General features: G+C 62.9%; 20 protein-coding genes and 1 tRNA gene. 12 read left to right on the top strand and 9 right to left on the bottom strand.

The features are described from left to right. Positions 1-19: 19 nt before the first annotated feature. Positions 20-2605, bottom strand: coding sequence for a [protein-PII] uridylyltransferase (locus C8D04_RS07480; protein WP_116004285.1), 2586 nt, complete (start codon positions 2603-2605; stop codon positions 20-22). A 173-nt stretch (positions 2606-2778) separates the two neighbouring features. Continuing rightward, positions 2779-3594 (bottom strand): type I methionyl aminopeptidase, encoded by an 816-nt coding sequence (map, locus tag C8D04_RS07475; protein ID WP_116004284.1) that lies wholly within the window; start codon positions 3592-3594, stop codon positions 2779-2781. Between the two features lie 157 nt (positions 3595-3751). Between map and purL the strand changes: the two genes are divergently transcribed. Continuing rightward, positions 3752-7780, top strand: coding sequence for a phosphoribosylformylglycinamidine synthase (gene purL / locus C8D04_RS07470; RefSeq protein WP_116006077.1), 4029 nt, complete (start codon positions 3752-3754; stop codon positions 7778-7780). Between the two features lie 51 nt (positions 7781-7831). On the opposite strand, the gene C8D04_RS07465 is transcribed toward purL, so the two are convergent. Then, positions 7832-8344 (bottom strand): hypothetical protein, encoded by a 513-nt coding sequence (locus tag C8D04_RS07465; RefSeq protein WP_116004283.1) that lies wholly within the window; start codon positions 8342-8344, stop codon positions 7832-7834. Then, positions 8341-9006: an adenylate/guanylate cyclase domain-containing protein gene (locus tag C8D04_RS07460; protein ID WP_116004282.1), complete on the bottom strand. Its 666-nt coding sequence runs from the start codon at positions 9004-9006 to the stop codon at positions 8341-8343. Before C8D04_RS07460 ends, C8D04_RS07465 begins: the two co-directional genes overlap by 4 nt. Positions 9007-9157: 151 nt before the next feature. Here C8D04_RS07460 and C8D04_RS07455 point away from each other — a divergent pair, with 151 nt between their 5' ends. Beyond that, positions 9158-9529: a hypothetical protein gene (locus C8D04_RS07455; protein WP_233521135.1), complete on the top strand. Its 372-nt coding sequence runs from the start codon at positions 9158-9160 to the stop codon at positions 9527-9529. A gap of 20 nt (positions 9530-9549) precedes the next feature. Here the strand turns inward: C8D04_RS07455 and C8D04_RS07450 are convergent, their stop codons facing one another. Beyond that, positions 9550-10134 (bottom strand): C40 family peptidase, encoded by a 585-nt coding sequence (locus tag C8D04_RS07450; RefSeq protein WP_116004280.1) that lies wholly within the window; start codon positions 10132-10134, stop codon positions 9550-9552. Between the two features lie 194 nt (positions 10135-10328). On the opposite strand from C8D04_RS07450, the gene C8D04_RS07445 reads away from it, so the two are divergent. The 5 genes from C8D04_RS07445 to C8D04_RS07420 all read left to right on the top strand — a co-directional run bounded on the left by C8D04_RS07445 (position 10329) and on the right by C8D04_RS07420 (position 15298). After that, positions 10329-11858, top strand: coding sequence for a thymidine phosphorylase family protein (locus tag C8D04_RS07445; protein ID WP_233521239.1), 1530 nt, complete (start codon positions 10329-10331; stop codon positions 11856-11858). A 2-nt stretch (positions 11859-11860) separates the two neighbouring features. Beyond that, complete coding sequence (locus C8D04_RS07440; RefSeq protein ID WP_116004278.1) at positions 11861-12775, top strand: ribose-phosphate diphosphokinase; 915 nt, start codon at positions 11861-11863, stop codon at positions 12773-12775. Between the two features lie 65 nt (positions 12776-12840). Continuing rightward, a complete protein-coding gene (locus tag C8D04_RS07435; RefSeq protein WP_116004277.1) occupies positions 12841-13443 on the top strand; it encodes an isochorismatase family protein in 603 nt (200 codons plus the stop codon). 383 nt (positions 13444-13826) lie between these two features. Continuing rightward, positions 13827-14633, top strand: coding sequence for a TatD family hydrolase (locus tag C8D04_RS07425; protein ID WP_116004275.1), 807 nt, complete (start codon positions 13827-13829; stop codon positions 14631-14633). Positions 14634-14635: 2 nt separating this feature from the next. Beyond that, positions 14636-15298 carry an ankyrin repeat domain-containing protein gene (locus C8D04_RS07420; RefSeq protein ID WP_116006076.1) on the top strand — a complete coding sequence of 221 codons (663 nt, stop codon included), beginning with the start codon at positions 14636-14638 and terminating at the stop codon, positions 15296-15298. Here the strand turns inward: C8D04_RS07420 and msbA are convergent, their stop codons facing one another. Beyond that, a complete protein-coding gene (gene msbA / locus C8D04_RS07415) occupies positions 15299-17092 on the bottom strand; it encodes a lipid A export permease/ATP-binding protein MsbA (protein ID WP_116004274.1) in 1794 nt (597 codons plus the stop codon). It lies immediately after the preceding gene. Positions 17093-17278: 186 nt separating this feature from the next. Between msbA and tolB the strand changes: the two genes are divergently transcribed. From tolB to C8D04_RS07390, 5 genes are all read left to right on the top strand, one after another. Then, positions 17279-18529, top strand: coding sequence for a Tol-Pal system beta propeller repeat protein TolB (gene tolB / locus C8D04_RS07410; RefSeq protein ID WP_233521134.1), 1251 nt, complete (start codon positions 17279-17281; stop codon positions 18527-18529). A gap of 42 nt (positions 18530-18571) precedes the next feature. Then, entirely contained in the window at positions 18572-19111 is a 540-nt protein-coding gene (gene pal / locus C8D04_RS07405) for a peptidoglycan-associated lipoprotein Pal (RefSeq protein WP_116004272.1), read from the top strand. Beyond that, positions 19111-19902, top strand: a complete 792-nt coding sequence (ybgF, locus tag C8D04_RS07400) for a tol-pal system protein YbgF (RefSeq protein WP_116004271.1) — start codon at positions 19111-19113, stop codon at positions 19900-19902. The genes pal and ybgF overlap by 1 nt, the downstream gene beginning before the upstream one ends. A 47-nt stretch (positions 19903-19949) precedes the next feature. Further along, positions 19950-20720: a tRNA threonylcarbamoyladenosine dehydratase gene (locus C8D04_RS07395; RefSeq protein WP_116006075.1), complete on the top strand. Its 771-nt coding sequence runs from the start codon at positions 19950-19952 to the stop codon at positions 20718-20720. 42 nt (positions 20721-20762) lie between these two features. After that, positions 20763-20838 (top strand) — tRNA-Lys (locus C8D04_RS07390). A 99-nt stretch (positions 20839-20937) separates the two neighbouring features. Here the strand turns inward: C8D04_RS07390 and C8D04_RS07385 are convergent. Genes C8D04_RS07385 through C8D04_RS07375 form a run of 3 tightly spaced genes read right to left on the bottom strand, consistent with a single transcriptional unit; the run spans position 20938 to position 23615 of the window. Beyond that, positions 20938-21765 (bottom strand): ABC transporter permease, encoded by an 828-nt coding sequence (locus C8D04_RS07385; RefSeq protein ID WP_116004270.1) that lies wholly within the window; start codon positions 21763-21765, stop codon positions 20938-20940. Between the two features lie 4 nt (positions 21766-21769). Further along, positions 21770-22630 carry an ABC transporter ATP-binding protein gene (locus C8D04_RS07380; protein ID WP_116004269.1) on the bottom strand — a complete coding sequence of 287 codons (861 nt, stop codon included), beginning with the start codon at positions 22628-22630 and terminating at the stop codon, positions 21770-21772. Continuing rightward, positions 22611-23615, bottom strand: a complete 1005-nt coding sequence (locus C8D04_RS07375) for an ABC transporter substrate-binding protein (protein WP_233521238.1) — start codon at positions 23613-23615, stop codon at positions 22611-22613. The genes C8D04_RS07380 and C8D04_RS07375 overlap by 20 nt, the downstream gene beginning before the upstream one ends. Between the last annotated feature and the right edge of the window lie 247 nt (positions 23616-23862).

Here is a 23862-nt window from a genome sequence, read left to right as displayed (position 1 = left end):
CCCGCGCAGCCCAAAAGAATCACTCCGACAGCGCGTGCAGCAGCTCCGTCTCGATCTCGATCTGCCGAAAATTGTTTTGCAACTCGCTGCCCTGCACCAGAAAGGTGTCTTCCACGCGCTCGCCCAGCGTGCTGACCTTGGCCAGTTGCACGCTCAGCCCGTGGCGGGCCAGCACCCGCGCCACCAGGTAGAGCAGACCGGCGCGGTCGCTGGCGGAGATGCCCAGTAGCCAGCGCTGCGCTTTTTCGTCGGGTCGCAGGGTGACACGGGGTGTGACTGGAAAGCTTTTTACCCGGCGCGAAACCCGCCTGCGTGCGGGTTCGGGCAGCGGGCCACCTTGTACGATGGCCTGCGCCAGGTCGTTCTCGACCATGTGGGTGAGTTCGCGGTAGTGTCCCTGCAGCTCTGCGCTGACCACCTGGAAGGTGTCGAGTGCGTAGCCATTGCTGGCGGTGTGCACGCGGGCATCCAGAATCGAGAATCCCGCCCGGTCGAAATACCCGCAAATGCGCGCGAACAGGTCGCTCTGGTCGGCGGCGTACACCAGCACCTGCAGGCCTTCACCCGCCAGCGACTGGCGCGCGCGCACCACGGGCTGCTGCGTGCCTACGTGGCGCGAGAGGTGGCGCGTGTGCCAGGCAATGTCGGCGGCCTCGTGGCGCATGAAGTAGCCCACGTCCAGCGTTTCCCAGAGCTTTTTGTGGGCCTCAAACGGCAGGGCGCTCAGGGCCAGCAGCACCAGGGCTTCGCGTTTGCGGGCTTCGATCAAGGCGGCGGCATCGGGGGCGCGCCCACCCAGCACGCGCAGCGTGGCGCGGTACAGGTCTTCGAGCAGCTTGCCTTTCCAGGCGTTCCACACCTTGGGGCTGGTGCCCCGGATGTCGGCCACGGTGAGCAGGTACAGCGCTGTAAGGTTGCGCTCGTTGCCCACGCGCTGGGCAAACGCGGTGATGACGTCGGGGTCAGAGAGGTCTTGCTTTTGCGCCACGTTGCTCATGGTCAGGTGCTCGCGCACCAGGAATTCGATGAGCTGCGTGTCGTCCCGCGCCACGCCATGCTGGCGGCAAAACCGCCGCGCCTCGATGGCGCCAATCTGCGAATGGTCGCCGCCGCGCCCCTTGCCGATGTCGTGGAACAGCGCGGCCACAAACAGCACCCAGGGCTTGTCCCAGCCACCGGCCAGTTGCGAGCAGAAAGGGTATTCGTGCGCGTGCTCAGCAATGAAGAAGCGCCGCACGTTGCGCAGCACCATCAGGATGTGCTGGTCCACGGTATAGACGTGGAACAGGTCGTGCTGCATCTGCCCGACGATGCGGCGAAACGGCCACAGGTAGCGTCCGAGCACCGAGGTTTGGTTCATCAGCCGCAGGGCATGGGTGATGCCTGCGGGCTGCTGCAGGATGCGCAGAAAGGCGGCGCGGTTGACCGGGTCGCGCCGGAAAGCGCTGTCCATCACGCCACGGGCGTTGTAGAGCGCGCGCAGCGTGCGCGCCGACAGGTTTTGCAGCCCGGTCGAGCTTTGGTAGAGCAAAAAGGTTTCGAGGATGGCGTGCGGGTCACGCTGGTACAGGTCGTCGCTGACCACGTCGATCATGCCGCCTTTGTCGAAAAACCGGTCGTTGATGGGCCGGGGTTGCTGTGTGGGCGGGTCCAGGCGCTCTTCGATGTTGAGCAGCAAAATCTGGCACAGCTGCGATACGGCCTTGGCGGCCCAGTAGTAGCGGCGCATCAGGGCTTCGCTGGCGCGCATGGGCAGGTGGGAGCCGTCCGGCGCCTGTGAGCGGTAGCCCAGCGATTCGGCCACTGCGGTCTGAAGGTCGAATACCAGCCGGTCTTCACGCCGCCCAGCCAGTGCGTGCAGGCGTGCGCGCACTAAAAACAGCACAGCTTCGTTGCGTTTGATCTGGCGCACCTCGAAAGGCGTGGCCAGGCCGCTGTCGGCCAGTTCTTCCCAGCTGCGGCCCAGACCGGCGGCGCGTGCCACCCACAGGATGAGGTGCAGGTCACGCAGGCCGCCGGGGGATTCCTTGCAGTTGGGCTCCAGTGCGTAGGGGGTGTTTTCGTAGCGGGTGTGGCGCTGGCGCATCTCCAGCGTCTTGGCGACCAGAAAGGCGTGGGGATTGAGTTGTGCACCAAACTGGTGCTGAAAATGCGTGAACAGGTCTGCATCGCCGCACACCCGGCGGGCTTCGAGCAGCGATGTCTGTACTGTGACGTCGCCTGCAGCCTCGCTCAGGCATTCCTGCACCGTGCGCACGCTGGAGCCAATCTCCAGCCCCGCGTCCCAGCAACTGCGGATGAATTCTTCCACCTGGCCGCGCAAGGTGTCTGCGCCTGCAAGCGCATTGGGCAGCAGCACCAGCACATCGACGTCGGAGTGCGGAAACAGCTGTTCACGGCCAAAACCGCCCACGGCCACCAAAGTCAGCGCAGGGGGCAGGGCGGCGCGTTGCCAGAGTGTGCACAGCAGTCCGTCGGCCAGGCGCGAGAACTTGCGCAGCAGCGCGTGAATGCCGCGTGTGGACGAGCCCGAGGCCTGCAGCGAGGCCAGGAGGGCGCTTTTTTGGAGCCGGTAAGCGTCGCGCAGTTTTTGGAGTTCGGTCATGGCTTTGCTAAGCAATAACCGTGCTCGTGCTTTGCTCCGACTGCGCTACCGCGCTGCATGCAGCCCCCGAAGTTTGACACTGGCGTGGTCCAGTGCCCCGTGCAAGGGCTGCCCCGCCGCACTGGGGGCGTCCCCCTGGGGATGACGCAAAGCGGCTCAGGGGGGGCATCATTTCAGGTGGCCGTGGCCTGCACGAAGGAAGGCAGGGGGGGGGAGCCGGCCGAGAGCGTCATCACCTCGTAACCCGTGGGCGTGACCAGCACGGTGTGCTCCCACTGTGCCGAGAGGCTGCGGTCCTTGGTGACGATGGTCCAGCCGTCGTTGCCAAACTCCTTGATCTCGCGCCGTCCGGCGTTGATCATGGGTTCGATGGTGAACACCATGCCGGGCTTGAGTTCTTCCAGCGTGCCGGGGCGGCCATAGTGCAGCACCTGGGGCTCTTCATGGAACACCTTGCCAATGCCGTGGCCGCAAAATTCGCGCACCACGGTAAAGCCATGTCCTTCGGCAAACTTCTGAATGGCGTGGCCGATGTCGCCCAGGTGCGCGCTGGGCTTAACCTGCAAAATGCCGTGCCACATCGCCTCAAACGTGATGGCCGACAGCCGTTTGGCGGCAATCGAGCACTCGCCAATCAGGTACATGCGGCTGTTGTCGCCATACCAGCCATCTTTGGTGATGACGGTGACGTCCACGTTCACGATGTCGCCTTTTTTGAGCGGCTTGTCGTTCGGGATGCCGTGGCACACCACATGGTTGACCGAGGTGCACAGCGAGGCAGGGTAGGCCGGGTAGCCCGGCGGCTGGTAGCCGACGGTGGCTGAAATGGTGCCCTGCTGGGCCATGCATTCGGCGCCGAGGCGGTCGATTTCTGCCGTGGTGATGCCCGGCCGGATATGGGGGGCGATGTAGTCCAGTACTTCCGAAGCAAGGCGGCATGCGACGCGCATGCCTTCAATGTCCGCAGCGTCTTTGATAGTGATGCTCATGGGGCGGAATTATCCCATCGCCCTTCGGTTCGTGCAGGGCAAGGGCCTGGTGATGCCGGTGCCCGGTAAAATGGCGGGCTTCGGTCGTGCGGGCCAAGGCCTCCTCGGGGCCACCGCCCGGCACGTTCCTCCCTCACTACTCACCCAGGCCGCCAACGTGACCTTGCACCTGACCACGATTGCGGGCGGCAACGCCCTCAGCCCCTTTCGCGCGCAGCAACTCCAGCCCGCACTCCAAGCCATCCACCCAAAGATTGCCGGCATTGCGGCCCGCTTTGTGCACCTGGTGGCCACCGATGCACCCCCGACGCACGAGCAACAGCAGCGCCTGGCCGCGCTGCTGACCTACGGCGACCCGTACCAGGGCCCGATCGATGGTGTGGCCATCATCGTCACGCCGCGCCTGGGCACGGTGTCGCCCTGGGCCTCCAAGGCCACCGACATCGCGCGCAACTGTGGCCTGGCGCTGCGCCGCATCGAGCGCGCCACTGAATTCCGCATCCAGATGCAGTCAGGCCTGCTGGGCAAGCCCACGCTGAGCGCCGAGCAGCAGGCCCAGGTGGCCGCGCTGCTGCACGACCGCATGACCGAGTCCGTGCTGTTTGACCTGGCCGATGTGCAGGCCCTGTTCACCGAACTGCCGCCCCAGCCCATGGAGCATGTGAACGTGCTGACCGGCGGCCGTGCCGCCTTGGAGGCCGCCAACACCCAGTGGGGCCTGGCGCTGGCCGACGATGAAATCGACTACCTCGTCACCGCTTTTACGGGCCTGGCGCGCAACCCTACCGATGTGGAGTTGATGATGTTTGCGCAGGCCAACAGCGAGCACTGCCGCCACAAGATCTTCAACGCGCAGTTCACCATCGACGGCGTGGCGCAGGACAAGAGCCTGTTCGGCATGATCCACCACACGCACCAGACCAGCCCGCAGCACACCGTGGTAGCCTATTCCGACAACGCCTCGGTGATGGAAGGCCACCAGGTCGAGCGTTTTGTGGCAAAAATGGCCTCTAGCGCCCAAGAAACAAGCGCGAGCAGCTATGGAAAAGAGAGCGTTCTCCAGCATGTGCTGATGAAGGTGGAGACGCACAACCACCCCACGGCCATCTCGCCCTTCCCGGGCGCCTCCACCGGCGCGGGCGGCGAGATCCGCGACGAGGGCGCCACCGGGCGCGGCTCCGAGCCCAAGGCGGGCCTCACGGGCTTCACCGTCTCCAAGCTGTGGGGCGGCGCGTCGGACCAGGAAGGCGGCAAGCCGTCGCACATCGCCAGCCCGCTGCAGATCATGACCGAGGGGCCGCTGGGCGGCGCCGCGTTCAACAACGAGTTCGGCCGCCCCAACCTGGCGGGGTACTTTCGCGAATACGAGCAGACCGTGGCCGGTGTGGCACGTGGCTACCACAAGCCCATCATGATTGCGGGTGGCCTGGGCAGCATCGACGCCCGGCTCACGCAAAAGATCGAATTCCCCGCCGGTTCGCTGCTGGTGCAGTTGGGCGGCCCGGGCATGCGCATCGGCATGGGCGGCAGCGCGGCCAGCTCCATGGCCACGGGGCAGAACGCGGCCGAGCTGGACTTCGACTCTGTGCAACGCGGCAACCCCGAGATCGAGCGCCGTGCGCAGGAGGTCATCAACCACTGCTGGGCGCAGGGCGAGGCCAACCCCATCCTGGCCATCCACGACGTGGGCGCGGGCGGTTTGTCCAACGCCTTCCCCGAGCTGACGAACGACGCCGGACGCGGTGCACGCTTTGACCTGCGCGCCGTGCAGCTCGAAGAATCGGGCATGGCGCCCAAGGAAATCTGGTCGAACGAGAGCCAGGAGCGCTACGTGCTGGCCATCGCACCCGAATCGTTGGAGCTGTTTCGAGCGTTCTGCGAGCGCGAGCGCTGCCCGTTTGCCGTGATCGGCACAGCCACGGAGGAACGCCAACTGGTGCTGGAAGATCCCGCCGCGCAGGCGGAAGACCAGAAGCTGCCAGTGGATATGCCCATGTCGGTGCTGCTGGGCAAGCCGCCCAAGATGCACCGCGACGTGACCACCGTGCAGCGCCAGTTCGCGCCCATCGACCTGACCGGCGTGCCGCTGCAGAAGGCCGTGATCGACGTGCTGAGCCACCCCACCGTGGCGTCCAAGCGCTTCCTCGTCACCATTGGCGACCGCACCGTGGGCGGCCTCACGCACCGCGACCAGATGGTCGGCCCCTGGCAGGTGCCCGTGGCCGACTGCGCCGTCACGCTGGCCGATTACAAGGGTTTCGCCGGCGAGGCCATGGCCATGGGCGAGCGCACGCCGCTGGCCGCCATCAACGCCCCGGCCTCGGGCCGCATGGCGGTGGCCGAAGCCATCACCAACCTGCTGGCCGCGCCCATCGAGCTGCCGCGCGTCAAGCTGTCCGCCAACTGGATGGCCGCCTGCGGCGAGCCGGGCGAGGACGCCGACCTCTACGCCACCGTCAAGGCCGTGGGCCTGGAGCTGTGCCCGCAACTGGGCATCAGCATCCCCGTGGGCAAGGACTCGCTGTCCATGCGCACGCAGTGGAAGGACGGCGACGCACAGAAGAAGGTGGTCTCGCCAGTGAGCCTGATCGTGAGCAGCTTCGCCACGCTGCAGGACGTGCGCGGCACGCTCACGCCGCAGCTCGACGCCACCGAGGAAGACACCACGCTGGTGCTCATCGACCTGGGCAAGGGCCAGTGCCGCATGGGCGGCAGCATCCTGGGCCAGGTGCTGGACCAGGCCGGCGACACAGTGCCCGATCTCGATGACGCCAAGGACCTGGTGAACTTGGTGAACGCCGTGAACGCGCTGCGTGCGCAGGGCCGCATCCTGGCCTACCACGACCGCAGCGACGGCGGCCTGCTCGCTGCCGTGGCCGAGATGGCCTTCGCCGGCCATGTGGGCGTGGCGCTGAACGTGGACATGCTGGTCACCGAGGGCGACGGCATCAATGACAGCCGCATGGACGCGGGCGACGCCAAGAACTGGGCCGGCCAGGTGAGCGCGCGCCGCGAGGAACTCACGCTCAAGGCGCTGTTCAACGAAGAGCTGGGCGTGGTGCTGCAGGTCAAGACCAGCGAGCGCAACGACGTCATGCAGACGCTGCGCGCGCACGGCCTCTCGGCGTGCAGCCATTTCGTCGGCAAGACGCGCCCGCTGTCCAGCCCCATCGATGCCGGCAAGGGCGAGCTGCAGGTGTGGCGCGACGCCAAGAGCGTGTTCAGTGCCAAGCTGGAAGACCTGCACCAGGTCTGGGACAGCGTGAGCTGGCAGATCTGCCAGCGCCGCGACAACCCCGCCTGCGCCGACGCCGAGCACGCGGCAGCCGGTGCACCGGCCGACCCGGGCCTGCATGTGCACCTGACGTTCGACCCCGCGCAGGACGTGGCCGCGCCGTACCTCAATCTTTCCAAGCCCAAGGTGGCCGTGCTGCGCGAGCAGGGCGTGAACTCGCATGTGGAAATGGCCTACGCCTTCACCGAGGCGGGTTTCGAGGCGCACGACGTGCACATGACCGACCTGCAGAGCGGCCGTGCGCGCCTGGAGGACTTCAAGGGCATCGTGGCCTGCGGGGGCTTCAGCTACGGCGACACGCTGGGTGCGGGCATCGGCTGGGCGCGTTCCATCACCTTCAACAAAGTGCTGGCCGAGCAGTTCCAGGGCTTCTTCGCGCGCCAGGACACCTTTGGCCTGGGCGTGTGCAACGGCTGTCAGATGTTCGCCGAGCTCGCCGATATCATCCCCGGCGCGCAGGACTGGCCGCGCTTCACCACCAATCAGAGCGAGCGTTTCGAGGCCCGCCTGTCGCTGGTGGAAGTGCTCGAATCGCACAGTCTGTTCCTGCAAGGCATGGCCGGCAGCCGCCTGCCGATCGCCGTGGCGCACGGCGAGGGCTACGCCAACTTCAAATACCGTGGCAACGCCGACAAGGCCATCGCCGCCATGCGCTTCGTGGACCACATGGGCGCCGCCACCGAGCAGTACCCGTTCAACCCCAACGGCAGCCCCGGTGGCCTGACGGCGGTGACCACCGCAGACGGGCGCTTTACAGCCATGATGCCGCACCCCGAGCGTGTGTTCCGCAACATCCAGATGAGCTGGATGGACCATGTCGCCGCGGGCGGCCAGGAGGCCTTCAGCCCCTGGATGCGCTTGTGGCGCAATGCCCGCCGCTGGGTGGGTTGATTTTGTAATTAAATGGGCTCTAGCGCTTTGTGTGTAAGCGCTAGCAGCTATTTATTTAATAGCATCCGGAGCAGGTAACTGCAATTGCGTTGCCTGTACCACCTGCAAGCAGTCGCGGATGTGCTGCTCGCCCAGGTAGCGCAGCGTGGCATAGCCCAGCGTGGCTGCCAGGGCCTGGCCTGCCAGCGGTACGTATTTACTGGCCTGGCGGGTGGTCATGCGCATGCCCATGGTTTTGGTGAGTTTGAGCACCAGGTCGCGGGTGATGAACTTGCCGATCAACACTGAGCCCACCATGGCTGCAGCCTTCTGCACCTGTTCGCGTTTGGCGGGGTTCAGCCGGTCCAGCTGTTCGGGTGTGAGCCCAAATTCTGCGTTGATGCGCGGCAGCAGCCGCGAAAGCAGGGCGGCATCCATGGCCCAGTCCAGGCCGGGCACGGGTATCACACCCGCCGCTGCTGCCACCAGGGCGCGCTTGTGCAGCAGGCGGCGCGCACGGTGCGCTGCGGCTTCCAGGGCCGTATCGTGGGGTGTCTGGGTCTCAGGGGGTGTTTTTTTCTTCATCGTGCAAGCGGACGTTCATACAGGCAGCCTTCCAGCCGAAAAGAGGGCAGGACGATGCCACCAACGGTGTACGGTACTTCGCTGAACACGTAGCGGCCCTCAGGCAGCGCGCGGCAGGCGTTTTCCGTGAGATAGATTTCACCTGGATCTGCAATGTCCTCGCCCAGTTTGCAGGCATGGTTCATCTCATGGCCGAACAGATCCTTGTCGGCAATCACCAGGGTCGGGCCGTAGCCGATGCCTATGCTGACATGCAGGGCGGCCTCAGGGGTTTGTACGGCGTTCATGGCGTTCAGGGCGCGGCCAATGTCCAGTGCGGCTTCGAGCGCCTGTTCCGGGTGGCTGAAGACGGCAAACAGGTTGTCGGCTTCCTGCTTGACCACTTCGCCGCCATTGCCAGCAATGGCGGGGCGGGCGGCTTGCTCCATCTGGTGCACCATGGCCAGGAAATGAATGATGCCGTGGCAGGCCGTGATGCGCGAGAAACCGCACATGTCCAGCACCAGCATGGAAACCGTGCGCACAAAGGCCTGCTCAATCGCCGCGTCGATCTCGGCGACACGCCCCTCGGACTGGTTGCGCTGCGAAAGCAGCTGTCGCAGGTAGGCCCGGTCATGTGCAAAGGCGGCGCCGGGGCGGGCGGAAAGCGGCGTGGTGGGCATAGGCGGGGTGGTTGTCAGCGTGGGCCTTGTCCGACATCGTAGCGCGCAGCTGCCTGACTCTCTGTGCCCGGTGCCGCATTTATGCTGCAGTGGTAAGGCGCCTGGAACGTTTGTCGTTGTGGGATCGTCTCGCTTCTGAAAAGGAATCACCATGAAGAAACTATCGATGGCGCAATACGCGCTTTGTGCTGCGCTGTTGCCCGCCGTGGCCTTGGGTAGCGTTGCCGTAGCCCAAACACAGCCCTACGCTGCGGCGCTGGAGCGCACGGAGGTGCCTGACGCCACACCGCAGCAGCGCTACCAAAGCGCCATCCGCGAGGCCGGTGGCGGGCTGAAGGTGGGACTGGAGGAGTGTCGTGCGCAGGCGCAGGCACGCAAGTCGTGCGAAGCGCAGGCCCGTGCGCGCTACCAGGCTGACATGGCACAGGCGAAAGCCATGCTGCACGATCCGCAGGCGCGCCCTGTCAATGAAACGGGTGGTCCGATCCGCAGCACCGAAACAGTGACCGTGATCCGGCCCTGAGTGGATGTGCGGTAAGAGTTTTACTGTGGTGCCGCCTGGGCGGTCGTGGCGGTCGCTACCAGCGGCATCACACGGCGGGCGCCATCAAATCGGCGCTGCCAGTAGGACTGGTGCATGTCTTCCACCCGCACTTCGGAGCCGCTGCGTGGTGAGTGGATGAACTTGCCGTCGCCCACATAAATGCCAACATGGCTGAACGCGCGGCGCATGGTGTTGAAAAACACCAGATCGCCCGGTTGCAGTTCTTTTTTGTCGATTTTTTCGGTCGAGGCGGCCTGCTGGTCGGCGCGGCGCGGCAGCAGCATGCCTGCCGTCTGCTGGTAAATGGCACGAACAAAGCCGCTGCAGTCAAAGCCCGTCTCGGCGCTGTTACCCCCGCGGCGGTAGGGGACGCCCAGAAAACCCATGGCCGTGACCACGAGGTCGGACGTCCGGTCAACGACTTGATGGGCTTGCCCAGCGACGCTTTGGCGCATTTCAGCCAATTGGGCGAGGAGACCCTTGTCGTGCAGGAAGCTGTCGATATCGTCGGTGGGTGCTGCGCCTGGTGCTGCCTGGGCGCTGGAGCAAGCCAGCAACGTGAGTATGTAAAACCAACGAAACATGGGGCGCAAGGGTACCACGATCGGAAAACGACTTGCCCGGTATGTCGGTGCGGGCTCAAACGGGTGCCTGTCGCGTGGGGGATTCCCGGGCAGGGGAGGCCCTGATTCCGGTGTAGCCTTGCAGTATGCAAGCACAGAATGCCCCCGAAGTACCTGCTGCCCAAAACGGCAACCATGGCGCTCTCATCTCCCAATTGGCTCTGCGCCGTGTCGCCATCGACACCTGGCGTGAAAACGTTGCCTACCTGCACCGCGACTGCGCCGTGTACCGCGCTGAGGGTTTTCAGGCGCTGTCCAAGATCGAGGTGCGCGCCAATGGGCGCCGAATTCTGGCCACGCTGAACGTGGTGGACGATCTGTCCATCGTCGGCTGCCGCGAGCTCGGGCTGTCGGAAGACGCCTTTGCCCAGCTGGGAGTGGAAAACGGCCATATGGTGGCGGTGGCCCAGGCGGAGCCACCCGAGTCTATGGGTGCGCTTTTTCGCAAAATCTCAGGCGAGCGTCTGGAGCGCGGGGATTTCCTGGCCATCGTTCGGGACATTGCCGACCACCGCTATTCCAAGATCGAACTCACCGCCTTTGTGGTGGCCTGCAACCGCGACGAGCTGGACCGTGAAGAAGTCTTTTTCCTGTCCGACGCCATGGTCGCCACGGGCCATAGGCTGGACTGGCATGAGCCTTTGGTGGTGGACAAGCATTGCATTGGCGGCATACCGGGCAACCGCACTTCGATGCTGATCGTTCCTATCGTGGCGGCCCATGGGATGCTGTGCCCCAAAACCTCCTCCCGCGCTATCACGTCTCCCGCTGGCACGGCCGACACCATGGAGGTGCTGGCCACTGTAGAGCTGCCCCTGGAACAACTGCGCGACATCGTGCGCGACCAACGGGGTTGTCTGGCCTGGGGTGGCACCGCCCATCTCTCGCCGGCTGACGATGTGCTGATTTCGGTCGAGCGCCCGCTGTCCATTGACTCTCCGGGGCAGATGGTGGCATCCATCCTGTCCAAAAAAATTGCTGCTGGCTCGACCCACCTGGTGCTCGATATTCCCATTGGTCCCACGGCCAAGGTGCGGTCCATGCCCGAGGCGCAGCGTTTACGACGTTTGTTTGAATATGTGGCGCAGCGTATGCGGCTGTCGCTGGATGTGGTCATCACCGATGGGCGCCAGCCCATTGGCAACGGTATCGGCCCCGTGCTGGAAGCCCGTGATGTGATGCGCGTGCTGGAAAACGACCCCCGGGCGCCCAACGATCTGCGCCAAAAGGCCCTGCGCCTGGCAGGCCGCTTGATCGAATGTGACCCTGATGTGCGCGGCGGCGACGGCTACGCAATCGCGCGCGATATTCTTGACTCGGGCCGTGCCCTGGCACGCATGCAGGCCATCATCACGGCCCAGGGAGGCAAAGATTTCGACCACAACAATCCCCAGCTGGGTGCGCTGACGTTCGAGGTTTCGGCGCCCGATAGCGGAGTGGTGGCCGGCATCAATAACCTGCAGATTGCGCGCATTGCCCGCCTGGCGGGCGCGCCCAAAGTGCAGGGCGCAGGGGTGGATTTACTGTGCAAGCTCGGTGACACCGTGATTGCAGGGCAAACGCTGTACCGGGTGCATGCCGGATTTCCGACCGACTTGGAGTTTGCGCGCCAGGCTTGCTCTAAAACCAGCGGTTACTACATCGGTACTGCGGACGATGTACCGCGTGTTTTCGTGGAGTTTTGAACATGATTGCGTCCGAACCGGCCAAGGGCTGCCTGCTGTATTTTGACGACGAGCAGGGTGCTGCCGAGCGTCTGGCGACGGCATCCGGTTTGGCACTGTGGCCCGTGCAGCGCCACCGATTTCCTGACGGCGAACTGCGGCTGACGCTGCCGGTCGATGTGGCTGGACGCATGCCCGAACGTGCCGTCTTGTTGCGCAGCTTGCACCAGCCGAACGAGAAACTCATTGAACTGCTGCTGGCGGCCCGTGCGGCCCGCGATCTGGGCGTGCGCCACCTCACCCTGGTAGCGCCGTACCTGGCCTACATGCGCCAGGATATTGCATTCCATCCAGGCGAAGCCGTCAGCCAGCGCATCGTGGGCCCTTTTCTGGCGAGCCTGTTCGATGCCGTGGTCAGCGTGGATCCCCACCTGCATCGCGTGGCCACTCTGGAGGAGGCCGTGCCCGCTGCGCAGACCCAGGTCATCAGCGGTGCGCTGCTGTTGGCTGACTGGATTGCGCAGCAAAGGCCTGGTGCGATGCTCATGGGCCCCGATGGTGAATCCGCCCAGTGGGTGGCCCAGGCGGCAGAGCGTCATGGTTTTGACTACGCCGTGTGCACCAAGGAGCGCCATGGCGACCGCAGCGTGACCGTTGCGCTGCCTCCGGTGAGTGTGCAAGGCCGCTGCGTGGTGCTGGTCGACGACATGGCCAGCACCGGGCACACGCTGGCCCAGGCCACGCGCCTGCTGCGTGCAGCCGGTGCGGCTTCGGTGGATGTGGCGGTGACGCACGCGCTGATCGACGCCGCTGCGCTCGACGCCTTGCATGCGGCAGGCGTCGGCCAGTTCTGGAGCACTGACTGCGTGGCCCACCCCACCAACGCCATTGCGATGGCGGGTGCGCTGGCCCAGGCCTTGCAGCATTTGAAGGCATGAAGTGCGGTGCAGACCGCGCAGGCGCTGCGACAATCACGGCATTGTTTTGACCGAAGGACCCCGCCATGCTGCTTGACGCCTCTGAATCCCAACTCGTACTGGTGGATTTCCAGGAAAGACTGATGCCTGCCATCCACGAGGGGGCTGCCGCGCTGGGCAATGCCCGCCGTCTGGCCCAGATTGCCCAAATGCTGGAAGTGCCGGTGTGGGGCACCGAGCAAAACCCCTCGCGCTTGGGCGCCAATGACGCGGCGCTGCGCGCCCTGTGCCGCAACACTTTGCCCAAGATGCATTTCAGCGCTGTGGAAGAAGGCCTGGGTGAATGGCTGCGCCCACCGGCCAAACCCCCTGCCGGCAACGCCCGCAGTTTGCCCAAGCACATGCAAAAAACTGCGCAAAGCGGCCCGGACCGCAGCACCATCGTCATTGCCGGGTGTGAGGCCCATGTATGCCTGCTGCAAACCGCGCTGGACTTGATCGAGGATGAATTTGACGTGTGGGTAGTGACAGACGCCTGCAGCTCGCGCACCGAGCGCAACCGTGATGCCGCTTATGACCGCCTGGCTGGTGCTGGCGCCGAACTGGTCACCACCGAGATGGTGGCGTTTGAATGGCTGCGCAGTTGCGAGCATCCGGCCTTCAAGGACATGCTGGCCTTGGTCAAGTGAGGTTTCAGCCGCTTGCGTGGAGGATGTCCCTTGCCTGTTGATTTCGGAGAGCCCCGGAAGGCCTTGCTCAAGACAGAAGCCCCCCGCATGCTTGCGGGGGGCCAGCGGCTGGTGTATTTGTCTTTGGGCTTGAGTGCTGTCGCCCTGTGTGGGGCGGGTTTGTGGTTCTGGTTGCGTCCACCGAGCTGGCTTGACGCAGGGACTGGGCCCTTTTTTGGGCTTGCGCTGATGGCAATGGCCGTTGCCGATGTGGTCGCCGTGTTCTTTCTTCGCTGGCATTGGGGCCGAGCCACATCGTGAATCTGGTCGGCTGACCGTGGAAAATCCAGAATTTTTTATTTTTTTGTGCTCCGAACGTAAAAACCAGGAGCGCGCTGCACCACATGTTTACCGATTCCCACTGCCATCTCACTTTTCCTGAACTGCAAAGCCAGTTGCCTGTCATTCGCCAGGCGATGCAGGCGGCGCAGGTTGACCGCGCTTTGTGCATTTGCACGACCATGGAAGAGTTTGGCGATGTACACGCCCTGGCTGTGGGCTATGACAACTTCTGGTGCTCCGTGGGCGTGCATCCTGATAACGAAGGTGTGGCAGAGCCCAGTGTGCAGGATCTGCTCGACCGTGCCGCCTTGCCAAGGGTGGTGGCCATCGGTGAGACCGGGCTGGACTACTACGGCATGGAAGACCGCAAGGGCGGACGTAGCATTGCGGACCTGGAATGGCAGCGCGAGCGTTTTCGCACCCACATCCGCGCGGCCCGTCAGTGCGAAAAACCTTTGGTGATCCACACCCGCAGCGCATCACACGACACGCTGGCCATTTTGCGTGAGGAGGGCGAGGATGGAGCCCGTAACCGCGCAGGAGGCGTTTTTCACTGCTTTACTGAGACAGCCGAGGTGGCGCGCGCTGCACTCGATCTCGGGTATTACATTTCTTTCTCCGGCATCATCACTTTCAAGAGCGCCCAGGATCTGCGCGATGTGGCGGCTTTCGTGCCCCTTGACCGGATGCTGATTGAGACGGATAGCCCCTATCTGGCACCCGTGCCGTACCGGGGGAAAGTCAACAATCCGTCTTATGTGCCCCACGTGGCGCGCCAGATTGCAAGCATCCGCGGCATGGAGGTGGACGCTGTGGCGCAAGCCACCAGCCAGAATTTTGACCAGCTGTTCTCGGGAGTTCGGGCATGAAGATGCTGCGCCGCGATTTTTTGCTGCTGGGTGCTGCGGGTTGCATGCCTGCCCGGGCCGGGTCGTATGAGGATTTTTTTGTCGCCATTCAGCGCGATGACGCCACCACGATCACGACACTATTGCAGCGAGGTTTTGATCCCAATACGCTCGACCTCCGAGGTCAGGCTGGGCTGATGCTGGCGCTGAAGGCCGATATGCTCAAGGCCTTCGCTGCCCTGATGCAGGCGCGCAATTTGCAGGTCGAGGTGCGTAATGCGCAGGATGAAAGCCCCCTCATGATGGCGGCTCTGCGCGGCCATCTGGAGGCCGTGCGTGCGCTCATCGCGCGCGATGCCGATGTCAACAAGCCCGGCTGGACGCCTTTGCACTACGCTGCCTCAGGGACGCAGCCCCAGCAGGCGGCCATCATCGCTCTGCTCCTTGAAAACCACGCCTTTATCGATGCGGCATCGCCCAACGGCACTACGCCGTTGATGATGGCCGCGCACTACGGCACAAGCGAGTCGGTGCAATTGCTGCTGAAAGAAGGGGCGGATCCTTCGCTTAAAAACCAGCTGGGGTTGACCGCCGCAGATTTTGCGCTGCGTGCCAGTCGCAAGGAGATCGCGGACCTGATTGCGCAGGCCATTCGTCGACGGCAACCCAATCGGGGGCGCTGGTAATCAGGCTGGCGCGGGGCGCGCCTGGAGTCGCGCATACAGCCCGTCTTGTGCCAGGAGTTCGGCATGGGTGCCTTGTTCGACAATGCACCCGCGCTCCATTACCACTACGCGGTTGGCATGTTCGATGGTGGAGAGCCGGTGTGCAATCACCAAAGTGGTGCGCCCCTGCATGAGGCGTTGCAAGGCCTCTTGCACCAGACGCTCGGACTCGGTGTCCAGAGCGGACGTTGCTTCGTCCAGGATCAGGATAGGGGCGTTTTTATAAAGCGCCCGTGCAATCGCCAGGCGCTGGCGCTGGCCACCAGACAACTGGGTGGCGTTATGCCCGACCATGGTGTGCATGCCTTGCGGCAGTGCTGCGATATGTTCAGCCAGATTGGCCGCCTGCAGGCACTCTTGTACCCGTTGCGTATCGATGGCCTGTCCCAGTGCGACGTTCGCGGCAATGGTGTCGTTGAACATGACCACGTCCTGGCTGACCAGTGCGAACTGTGCCCGCAGAGCAGCGAGGTTCCAGTCCTGCAGTGTATGTCCATCCAGAAAAATCTGGCCCGTGCTGGGTTGCACAAAGCGCGGCAGCAGATTGACCAGGGTGGTTTTGCCCGCGCCCGAGGGGCCCACCAGCGCCACAATTTCACCGGGTTGGACTTCCAGCGTGACGCGGTCCAGCGCGGGTGCTTGGTCGGGAGCAAAGGCCACACTGACGTTCTGCAGCGCAATGACACCGCGCACCTGGCTGGGCGCATAGTTGCCACCGCTCTCCGCCGGTGTGTCTCCCAGCAGGTGCAGGCCGCGTTCCAGCGCAGCAACGCCCCGGGTGATGGGGCTGGCCACATCGGCCAGGCGGCGGATCGGTGCGATCAGCATCAACATGGCTGTGATGAATGCGACAAAGCCGCCCACGGTCACATCCTGCGTCGTACCGGCAGCGCGGCTTTGCCACAAAGCCACGCAAATGACGGTCGACAGGGCTGCTGCTGCCAACAGCTGTGTGAGGGGCGTCATGGCAGAAGCGGCAATGGTGGACTTGATGGCCAGGCTGCGCAAACGTCGACTCAGGGCGTCGAACCGCCGGGCTTGCCCGGGCTGTGCTGCGTGCAGGCGCACCATGCGGTGTGCGAGCACGTTTTCTTCGACCACGTAAGCCAGTTCATCCGTGGCCTGCTGCCCGCTTTTGGTGAGGTGGTAGAGCCGACGCGAAAGCGTCTTCATGATCCACGCCACGCCGGGCACGACCACGGCCACGATCAGTGTGAGCTGCCAGTTCAGGTAGAGCAGGTAACCCAGCAAGGCCACCAGGGTAAAGCCGTCGCGCGAAATTCCCAGCAAGGCCTGCACCAGCAGCGTAGCGCCGGTCTGCACCTCATAGACGACCGTATTTGACAGCGTGCTCGCACTTTGCCGGGCGAACAAACCCATTTCCGCTGCCAGAAGGCGGTCAAACAGGGCTGCGCGCAGTGCCAGCATGCCTTCATTGGCAATGCGGGCCAGCGCATACTGCGCCACAAACTGGGCTACACCACGCACCAGAAAAACACCCATGATGGCCGCCGGAACGATCCAGAGGTGCAGGGTTCCTTTGGTGAAGCCCTGATCTAGCAAAGGTTGTAGCAATGCGGGAATCAGAGGTTCGGTGATGGCGCCCACCAGGGTGGCAACGATGGCAGCGATCCAGCCAAGCCGCTGGCCGCCAAAGTAAACGGAAAGCCGGGACAACCGGACTGTCAGTCGCTCGGAGGGGGGAGGGGGGGCGTTGCCGGGGGCGGGATTCGCGCCGTGATCTGGAGCTTGCATGAGCCTGGGATTCTACTTTTTACGGCCATGCTCAACAGTTTGTGACACGGGGGCACTTCCCAGTGTGTAACATTCAGGGCTGACAATCGGCTTTTGTCCGGTTGCTCCTGACTGCGAATGAACAACGTACGAACACTCTTTTCTTCTCTTTCTTCGGCTCAGCCGCATCCCTCGCGTCGCCTCGCTATGGTATCCATGGCTTCGTTGGCCGCCACCCCGGCGCTGGCCCAGTTCCGGGTCGAAGTTTCGGGCGTTGGCATGACGCAGTTGCCCATCGCGATTGCCCCGTTTCGGGACGAGGCCCAGTCACCCCAGAAAATTGCCAGCATTGTGCAGGCCGATTTGGAGCGCAGCGGCCAATTCCGCAGCGTGGACACGGCCGGGGCGCGCCTGGATGAAACCTCTCGTCCGGACCTGGCCTTGTGGCGACAGAAGAGCGCCGACTCACTGGTCTCCGGCAGCATCACCCGTTTGGGTGATGGGCGTTTCGATGTTCGCTTTCGTCTATGGGATGTGGTGCGCGGGCAGGATCTGGGCGGACAAAGCTATATCGTCGTTCAGGGTGATTTGCGCTTGGTATCGCACCGCATTGCTGATTTTGTGTACGAAAAACTAACGGGTGATCGGGGCGTGTTCTCGACCCGCATTGCGTACGTGACCAAGGCGGGGCCGCGCTACAGCCTATGGGTGGCCGATGCCGATGGTGAAAATGCCCAGTCAGCCCTCTCCAGCCCCGAGTCCATCATTTCTCCAGCGTGGTCACCATCGGGTGGACAGATTGCCTATGTGTCGTTCGAATCGCGCAAGCCTGTGGTCTATGTGCACGATGTAGCCACCGGGCGCCGCCGCCTCGTCGCCAACTTCCGTGGCTCCAACAGCGCACCAGCCTGGTCGCCTGATGGGCGCACCCTGGCTGTCACATTGAGCCGGGATGGTAATTCCCAGCTCTACACGATTGACGCTAATGGCGGTGAGCCGCGTCGGCTCATGCAAAGTACCGGGATCGATACAGAGCCGGCTTTTTCACCGGACGGACGCAGCATTTATTTCGTCAGTGACCGGGGTGGCGCACCCCAAATCTACAAGGTTGCCAGTACGGGCGGCAATGCAGAAAGGGTCACGTTCAGCGGCAGCTACAACATATCGCCCAGCCTGAGTCCCGACGGTCGTTTCCTTGCGTACATCTCACGTTTAGGGGGCGCCTTCAAGCTGCATGTGATGGAGCTAGGGACAGGAACCGCCACCGCGATCACCGAAACCACTGCAGACGAACGCCCCAGCTTCGCGCCCAATAGCCGCCTCATTGTCTACGCTACGCAGCACCAGGGGCGGGAGTCTCTGATGACCACCACGCTGGACGGCAAGATCAAGGCCCGTCTTGCGGGGCAGGGCGGTGATATCCGCGAGCCGGACTGGGGTCCGTTCCAGGCGCGTTGAACTTTTCGGCAGTTTTTGTTTCCGTCTTTCAGGAGTTTTCAAATGATTAAACGTATTTCTATCGCCATGGCCGTAGTGGCCCTTGTTGCAGGCTGCAGTTCTGGAGTGGATCTGGACAATGTGCCGGTTGAAGACAAGAACGGTGCGCCACTGTCCACCGGCGCCAATGGAGCCAATGCGGGCAACACTGGGCAGAGCGGTGTGCGCGGGGTTGACCTCTCGCAAACGGCCGGTGATGCAGCCGGCCCCGTGGGCGTGAGCCGCATTGTGTATTTTGACTACGACAGCTACGTCATCAAGCAGGACTACCAGTCGCTGATCGATGCCCATGCGCGCTTTCTGAAGTCCAGTAATGCGCGCAAGGTGGTCGTCGAAGGCCATACCGATGAGCGTGGCGGCCGTGAATACAACCTGGCTCTGGGACAGAAACGTGCAGAAGCTGTGCGCCGTTCGCTGGGCCTGCTGGGCGTGCCCGATGGCCAAATTGAAGCGGTCAGTTTTGGCAAAGAGAAACCAGCTGCCCAAGGCAGTGGTGAAGACGTTTACGCGCAAAATCGCCGCGCCGAACTGTCTTACCGCTAATGAGCGCCGCGGATTCCTTGCGTCTGGGGCGCGCGTTGGTTGCTTTGGCGCTGTCCTGCTCCTTCCTGTCAGCGGGGCATGCGGCAATTTTTGAAGATGGCGAGGCTCGACGCGCCATTCTTGAAATGCGCCAGCGCGTGGATGCCATGCAGCAAAACAGTCAACGCTCGGCAGAGGACGCCCGCCGCGCCACCGAAGACAGCGGTCAATTGCGCCGCAGTTTGCTCGATCTGCAAACACAGATTGAAACTCTGCGTGTGGAAATGGCCAAGCTGCGTGGACAAAACGAGCAGCTGACGCGCGATGTCTCGGAGTTGCAGCGCCACCAGAAGGAGATCACCACTGGTGTGGATGAGCGTTTGCGTCAGTTTGAGCCGCTCAAAGTGACGGTGGATGGACTGGAGTTCCAGGCGGAGCCGTCTGAGAAAAAAGACTTTGAGTCGGCGCTGGCCAAATTCCGTGAGGGGCGTTTTGCCGATGCGGAAACAGCCTACACGACCTTCCTCCGCCAGTATCCCCGCAGTGGCTATGGGCCTTCGGCGCGCTTCTGGCTGGGCAATGCCCAGTACGCGAACCGCAATTACAAAGAAGCCATTGTCAACTTTAAGGGTTTGCTGGCCACCTCTCCCAACCACGCACGCGCGCCTGAAGCCGCTCTGTCTATCGCCAATTGCCAGATCGAACTGAAGGAAACACGTGGTGCGCGCAAGACGCTAGAAGACCTGCTACGCGCCTACCCGCAATCTGAGGCCGCAGTGGCTGCTAAAGAGCGGCTCTCGCACCTCAAATAGTGGTGAATTCTTTGGTTGCTCCGCCTGGATTGCTGCCGGGTGCGCCCATGTCGCCGCTGCAGCAGCGCCGGTTTGGTGGTCTTGAGCGCCTCTACGGAGTGCAGGGATCTGCGCAGATTCGTGCTGCCCACATAGTGGTAGTGGGCATTGGCGGCGTTGGTTCCTGGGCGACAGAGGCCCTGGCCCGCAGTGGCGTGGGCCAGCTGACACTGATCGACCTGGACCATGTGGCTGAGTCCAACATCAACCGCCAGATTCATGCTCTGGAAGGAACTGTGGGGCAGGCCAAGGTGCTGGCCATGCGTGACCGAGTGGCGCAGATCAATCCAGATTGCGTTGTGCACTGTATCGAGGAGTTTGTCGAGCCCGCCAACTGGCCTGCTTTGTTGCCACGCAATGTCGATGCCGTCATCGATGCTTGTGACCAGGTACAGGCCAAGACGGCCATGTCAGCCTGGGCGCGCACCGCCCGTAACCTGTTCATCAGCGTCGGCGCAGCTGGTGGCAAGCGACAAGCGCACCTGGTGGACATTGCAGATTTGGCCAGTGTGACGCACGATCCTTTGCTGGCCCAACTGCGCTATCGCCTGCGCAAGCACCATGGTGCACCGAAAGACGGCAAGAAAATGTCTGTGCCCTGCGTTTTCAGCCGTGAGTCTGTTGCACCACCCGACGCTTCTTGCGGCCTCGAAGGCGATGGCAGTCTTAATTGCCACGGATACGGCTCAGTGGTTGCGGTGACTGCCACCTTTGGGCAATGCGCCGCAGGCTGGATTCTGGATGGATTGGCCAGCAGGACGAAGAAGGAAGAAAAATAACGCTATAATGCGAGGCTATTCTGGTTTAATCAATCAGGATATGGGACGTTAGCTCAGTTGGTAGAGCAGCGGACTTTTAATCCGTTTGTCGTGGGTTCGACCCCCGCACGTCCCACCAAAATTTGGTTATGAATTAAGCACTTAGCGCAGAAATGCCTGGGTGCTTTTTTTTGGGGTGGAGCAGAATCTGTGCGCTCGCATGTTGTGAAAACTCCCATCAGAGTTTTTCCACCTCACCCGCCTTGGGCTGCCATTTCAGCAGCCGCTTTTCGATTCGCCCGACCAGTCCATCAAGGATCAGGGCAAAGGCGGTGAGAACCAGGATGCCTGCCATCACGGTATTGATGTCAAAAGTACCCTCGGCCTGCAGGATCAGGTAGCCCACCCCCTGGCTGGAGCCCAGATACTCTCCGACCACCGCGCCCACAAAAGCCAGCCCCACCGAAGTGTGCAGAGAACTGAAAACCCAACTGGTGGCGCTGGGCAGATAAACGTGGCGCAGCAGCTGTCGCTGGCTTGCGCCCAGCATACGCGCGTTGGCCAGCACTACGGGGCTCACTTCCTTGACGCCCTGGTAGACATTGAAGAACACGATAAAGAACACCAAAGTGACGCCCAATGCCACCTTTGAGCCCATGCCCAGGCCAAACCACACCGAAAAAATAGGTGCCAGAACAATGCGCGGCATCGAGTTGAAGGCTTTGATGTAGGGCTCCAGCAGGGCTGATGCGGTGGGTGAGAGCGCGAGCCACAGGCCGCCTGCAAGCCCGCTGCACGCGCCAATGGCAAAGGCCATCGCAGTCTCCATCAGAGTGACAGCCAGATGGCGATAAATATCGGCATCGGTGACGAACCAGTCCCAGACGCGCTCGAGAATCGCCAAAGGCTGACCAAAGAAGAACGCTGCCTGGCGGTCGTTGTCGAACATGAATGGTGGAATAAACCCAGGCCGGGTCATTGCGTCCCAGAACAGGAACAGCAGCACCAGCAGGCCCAGCTGCCATGCACGCATGGTGGCTGCGCGCGGTTTGATCATTTGCCACATAGTCTCAAGTCGCCTTTTGCAACTGTTGTTGATAGCCCTTGAGCACTTCGCTGCGCAGGACATCCCAGATGCCGGCGTGTAGTTCGCGAAAGCGTGCGGTGGATTTGATTTCTGCAACGTCGCGGGGACGTGGAATATCGATCACGAATTCGCCCATGGGATAGGACGCGGGGCCAGCGCTCATCACCACCACGCGGTCGCTCATGGCAATGGCTTCGTCCAGATCGTGGGTGATGAAGAGCACAGCTTTGCGCTTGGCCTGCCAGAGCTGAAGCAGCTCGTTTTCCATGAGTTGGCGGGTCTGGATGTCGAGTGCGGAAAACGGCTCGTCCATCAGGATGATGTCGGGGTCGAGCACCAACGTTTGCGCCAGGCTGGCACGCTTGCGCATGCCGCCACTCATCTGGTGTGGATACCGGTCGCCAAACCCTGCCAGGCCTACGCGGGCAAGCCAGTCCTGTGCCTGGGCGGTGGCTTCCTTCGAAGGGGTTCCGCGAAACTCCAGCCCAGCCGATACGTTGGCCAGTGCTGTGCGCCAGGGCATCAGGCTTTCGGCCTGGAACATGTACCCGGCACGCCGATTGAGCGTCGTAAGGTGTTCGCCAAACACCGTCACGCTGCCCGTGCTGGGCGCCAGCAGACCGGCGGCCACGTTGAGCAGCGTACTTTTTCCACACCCCGTGGGGCCCACAACGCTGACGAATTCGCCTGCACTGACGTGCAGGTCCACGTTTTCAACAGCGGTATAGCGCTGGCCCGGAGCGTCCTTGCTGACGAAGGTGCAAGCCACGCCCGAGAGCGTGAGCGCTGGCGGTTGCCCGCTGGGGTTGCGGCCGTTGTGCACGTCAGCCGCGCTTGCGGGCATGGGCTTTCTTGACGAATTCGTTGGTATAGACCGCATCGAGGTCGAGTTTTGCGGCAGCAATTTTGGGGTCCACGCTGGCCAGAGCACGGAATGCGGTGCGAGCCCCGGCGGGTGGAATCATGCCATCGGGCGAAAGGGCTTTTTGCGCGGCCAGAAAGCCATCGATATAGATGGCGCGGTCGCCCAGCAAATAATTTTCGGGCACGACCTTGATCACATCGCCAGGGCCAGCTGCCTGGATCCAGCGGTCGGCCCGCACCATGGCGTTGGTCAGCGCCTGTATGGTGGCAGGGTGCGCCTCCACAAAGGGGACAGGCGCATACAGGCATGCTGCGGGCATGGGGCCGCCAAAGACCGCTTCGGCCTCAGACACGATGCGTGTATCGGACACGATCTTGAGATCGCCTGAGCGCTGCAGTAGCGTGATGACCGGGTCAAGATTGCTGATGGCGTCGATCTGCCCTGACCGCATCGCGGCCACCGCGCCGCTACTGGCGCCCACGCCCACAAAGCTCACCTCGCTGGGTTTTACGCCAGCCTTTGCCAGCACGTAGTTGACCATCACGTTGGTGGAGCTGCCGGGCGCCGTCACACCAATCTTTTTGCCACGCAAGTCGGCAATGGATTTGTAGTGGGGCATGGTCTTTGGGTTGATACCCAGTACCACCTGCGGCGCCAGTCCTTGCAGTACAAAGGCGCGCATGGGCTGGCCCTTGAACTGCATGTTTACGGTGTGCTCAAAAGCACCGGAGACTACATCGGCACTGCCTCCCACCACGGCTTGCAGCGCTTTGGAGCCGCCCGCGAAATCGACCACAGTGACGTCCAGCCCCTCGTCCTTGAAGTAACCCAACTGCTCGGCGATGGTCAGCGGCAGGTAGTAGAAGAGATTTTTGCCCCCGACCGCGATCGTGAGCTTTGGTTTTTCGATGGACTGGGCCAGTGCAATACCGGGTAGTGCAGCACTGGCAAGTGCGGAGGCCATGAGGTGGCGACGGTTAAGCATGGGTGTGTCTCCTTTGGTTTGATTTGACTTCCCACACTGCAGGCCCCATGGGAAGTGGCTGGCAAGGCATCGTAGCACCGCAAGCGCGCAAACTGCAGCCGACTGCCCGTTTTTGCGGCAGTGCAACACAAACCCATGTAAGCCGGGCACTTGCGTACGGCTTGTGTAGGCAGGTCACGGGTTGTCCACAGGTTTGTCCCCGTGAAATGGGGAGAACCTTGTGGGG

The sequence above is a fragment of the Simplicispira sp. 125 genome (genome assembly GCF_003096555.1).
In the GTDB taxonomy this organism is placed as follows: domain Bacteria; phylum Pseudomonadota; class Gammaproteobacteria; order Burkholderiales; family Burkholderiaceae_C; genus Simplicispira.
Note: the sequence above shows the minus strand (reverse complement) of the source record. Positions and strands in the feature narration are given on the sequence as shown.